A 3,432-nucleotide genomic window follows, 5' to 3' on the forward strand; every position below is an offset into this window, starting at 1 on the left:
CTGTATATACATTTCTCCGATCAACATTTGAACATGCAAACCAGTATTAATGTCAAGAGATATCCAAATCATAAGTAAATTTGAGGATAATACTTATTGATCAGCATATAGAATATTTCCTATAGCCCATTGCATCCATCCGGTTGGTATCCAGCACATCCACCAGCAGTTTCAGATCACTATCTAACGGCTGGCACTGCCTGGCAGGAGGTATCACCTTAACATCCCGTTTCACGAACACGGCCCCGCCCCGCATGTTGGCACACATGTACCCCGAACTCTTCCCTGCTATGATAAGGGTGCCAGCCCGCATATCAGCAGCTGCGAACTCGCCTGCACTTCCCTGCACCACCACAGTGCCGCCCGATAGCAGCGTGCCAGTGTTCATGCCCGCATTTCCTTCTATAATAATAGTGCCCTTTCGCATCAGTATGCCAGTGCTCAGGCTCACGTCGCCTTCCACCATGATCCTGGCATCCCGCTCACACCGGGCACCCACCGTATCCCTGAGCACGCCGTCTGCCAGCACCAGACATGGCACATCCTTCTTCCCCTCCTGGAATAAATTCCTGCTGTCACTGAACTCATCGTCTCCCAGCCCGTTATGCAGGATATCCGTAATGGACCTCAAACACCTGTAGCCCTCCCTTCCAGAAGCGACCTCTACAACGTTTCCCATAGGCATTGCCACACTTCCTGACACATATATCCTGCCTGAGACCATGCTGATACCCATACGGGTGCCCGCATCCCCGTCCACGAATATACTTCCGGCATCCAGGGCCTGCCCGCTGCCCCCGAAATATTTCAGGTCAACACCCAGGCTGGAACCAAGCCTGCTGCCAGCATCTCCCCTTATCCGGACATCTTTGCCAGATGTTAAATGTTCGACCAGATCCCTGTAAGTAAAATTTGTACCTGCCTGCCCTTCCACTGGTTTATCAGGGTCAAGCTCCGAACCCTTATGCTGCCAATAGAAATTATATGTAAAGTCACAAAGGCAATCCATTTGTGTGGAAATATCCAGGGTCAGCAGTTCAGTCATCCAGACCTAATTATCCAGGTTTACTTAACTAATTATCTAAATCCTTTTATCGTGCAATGACATTTTGTATCTCATGAAACTGTGGGCCCTCAGGGTACCTAGCACAATGGGAGAGGATATTCGAAGGATGCTGCAAGAGGCCGGGCATATCCATCCGGAAGCGCGGATACGCCGGGACGGTGAACACATCCTCATACCTGTGACTGGGAAGCCAGAGCCGGATGAACTGGGGGCACTGCCTGGTGCAGATGAGAATATTGCCGTTATTGAGGCCGAATTTGAGCCCAAACGAAAAAACCCGTCACTTGAAGATATATTGGGATTCACACCCGGCTTTGATGTGATCGGCGATATTGCCATTGTTGATGCTGATAACCCTGATGCAACACGTATTGCAAAGGCATTAATGGAGTACAGGAAAAGCATTAATGTGGTGCTGGGGGCGGTTGGCCCGGTAGAAGGCGAGTTCAGGACCCGGCAGTGGGTGGTACTGGCAGGCGAACACAGGACCCGTACCATTCATAAAGAACACGGCTGCCGCTATAATGTGGACCTTGCCGGTGCCTATTTCTCAGGCAGGCTTGGAACTGAGCGAAAAAGGGTGGCTGACATGGTAAAGCGGGGGCAGTATGTGGTGGACCTGTTCGCAGGTGTGGGGCCGTTCAGCATCCTGATCGGAAAGAGTGTACCTGGGGCCAGTGTGGTGGCAGTGGATAAGAACCCGGGGGCTGTCAAGCTCCTGCGTGAGAATATAAGCCTCAACCGGCTGGACAACGTAACGGCAGTGGAAGATGATGCAAGAAATGCGGCAGGGAATTTGAAACATTCGGCAGACCATGTTATTATGAACCTGCCCCAGTCTGCCAGGGAGTTTCTGGACTACGGCATACTGGCGGCAAAGGATGGGGGTGTGGTGCACTTTTATGATATTACGCATGAGGATGATCTTTACAGGACCTCGTGGGGACTGATACAGGAAGCTGCAGCGCGTATGGAGAGAAAGGTGGAATGTACAGGGAGAAGGATTGTGAGGTCGTATGCTCCATACCAGTATAATGTGTGTATTGAGTTTCGGGTGATTGAAGATTAGAATTTCCAATTTGAGATTTCATTTTTGAATCATAAAAAATCAGATTTGTTTAGCTCAGTTTTCATTTTTAAGCCATATAGCACACAGAAGGCACAGAGAAATATAGAAACGCTATATGCGCACTGTAGATTGAAAATCACACGCATTATATATTCCAACTGCCATGGCTCGCACCGGCAGCAATCTCCAACAACCGAGGCTGCTGCACGCACACCACCCCCAATCCCTGTTCCAAACCCAAAAGATCATTCAGGTTAAACACCTGATCAGAAACATTTATGTATATTTCCTTACATTTCTTACATGTAAGAATCAGAGGCTAAACAATGCCATTACTTGAAATGAGAACAGTAACAATAACTAGAAAAGGACAGATATCCATTCCAAAACGCATCAGGGACATCGAAGGTTTCAGGGAGGGATCAAAGATTGTCATGTTTGCATATGATGATAGGATAGAACTGCGATCCATGAAACAAATTGACGAAAGGATGCATACCGCTCTTGCAAGTGAGAATATCCTTGCAAAAGATTGGAACAGCCAAGAGGAAGATGAAGCATGGAAAGACCTGTAAAGGGCGATATTGTTGTAATTCCTTTTCCGTTTTCAGATCTAAGTGCTTCCAAGAAAAGACCTGCACTGGTCGTGGCCAACTTGACCGGGGATGATGTGATTCTCAGTCAGATAACGAGTGCGGCGAAAAACGATCAATATTCCATATTGCTTGCGAAAAACGATTTTAACGCAGGCAACCTAAAGGTGGAAAGCAGGATTCGACCAAACCGGCTCTTCACAGCTGACAAATCAATAGTAGAATACAGAGCAGGAACTTTAAAGAAGGAAAAAATGAAAGAGGTCGAACAAAAGCTTATCAGCATATTTACCCAATAACATCTTTCATCTTTGACTTTGAGGAACATCACCCTACGTTCAGCTCAACTTTTTCCTCTACCACTTTCGCAGTTTACACATCAGCCCATTGTAAAAGCAAGTGGCAGCATCTCTTTGATGTAAAGTAGTTTCTTTGCGATCGAATCTGCGGCGCATCTCTATTAATATGCACAGAACACCCGCGCACCGTCTGTCGCAATTTTTGGCTGGGGCGGGCGTGCTGCTTCTCGATTACATTGTGAGATCGAGTAATCTCTCTTTCTTATTCGATAAGGGCATAGAGTATTTCCCCTCTGTGTCCTCGGTTTGTCGACAAGAAGTTATATCACAGATTGCCTAATCGGCTACCCCTTTCATTCGGGGTAATCCTACCGCGGAATGCGTGGATGGTAACGCCCACGTAGT

The 3,432-nt window shown here is 47.6% G+C and carries 4 protein-coding genes; 3 read left to right on the top strand and 1 reads right to left on the bottom strand.

What is annotated here, in order from left to right:
* Window positions 1-100 precede the first annotated feature (100 nt).
* Complete coding sequence (locus HF974_08945; protein MBC2698438.1) at window positions 101-1,045, bottom strand: hypothetical protein; 945 nt, start codon at window positions 1,043-1,045, stop codon at window positions 101-103.
* Window positions 1,046-1,118: 73 nt separating this feature from the next.
* Between HF974_08945 and HF974_08950 the strand changes: the two genes are divergently transcribed.
* The 3 genes from HF974_08950 to HF974_08960 all read left to right on the top strand — a co-directional run bounded on the left by HF974_08950 (window position 1,119) and on the right by HF974_08960 (window position 3,027).
* Window positions 1,119-2,135, top strand: coding sequence for a class I SAM-dependent methyltransferase family protein (locus HF974_08950; GenBank protein ID MBC2698439.1), 1,017 nt, complete (start codon window positions 1,119-1,121; stop codon window positions 2,133-2,135).
* A gap of 326 nt (window positions 2,136-2,461) precedes the next feature.
* Window positions 2,462-2,710, top strand: a complete 249-nt coding sequence (locus HF974_08955; GenBank protein MBC2698440.1) for an AbrB/MazE/SpoVT family DNA-binding domain-containing protein — start codon at window positions 2,462-2,464, stop codon at window positions 2,708-2,710.
* Window positions 2,695-3,027 carry a type II toxin-antitoxin system PemK/MazF family toxin gene (locus HF974_08960; protein ID MBC2698441.1) on the top strand — a complete coding sequence of 111 codons (333 nt, stop codon included), beginning with the start codon at window positions 2,695-2,697 and terminating at the stop codon, window positions 3,025-3,027. The genes HF974_08955 and HF974_08960 overlap by 16 nt, the downstream gene beginning before the upstream one ends.
* Window positions 3,028-3,432 lie beyond the last annotated feature (405 nt).

This window comes from ANME-2 cluster archaeon (genome assembly GCA_014237145.1).
Lineage (GTDB): Archaea > Halobacteriota > Methanosarcinia > Methanosarcinales > Methanocomedenaceae > Methanocomedens_A.

What these genes read in the sequence shown, in the direction of transcription:
- HF974_08945 (MBC2698438.1), bottom strand. Translation starts at nt 1,045, where the DNA reads ATGACTGAACTGCTGACCCTGGATATTTCCACACAAATGGATTGCCTT.
- HF974_08950 (MBC2698439.1), top strand. Translation starts at nt 1,119, where the DNA reads ATGAAACTGTGGGCCCTCAGGGTACCTAGCACAATGGGAGAGGATATT.
- HF974_08955 (MBC2698440.1), top strand. Translation starts at nt 2,462, where the DNA reads ATGCCATTACTTGAAATGAGAACAGTAACAATAACTAGAAAAGGACAG.
- HF974_08960 (MBC2698441.1), top strand. Translation starts at nt 2,695, where the DNA reads ATGGAAAGACCTGTAAAGGGCGATATTGTTGTAATTCCTTTTCCGTTT.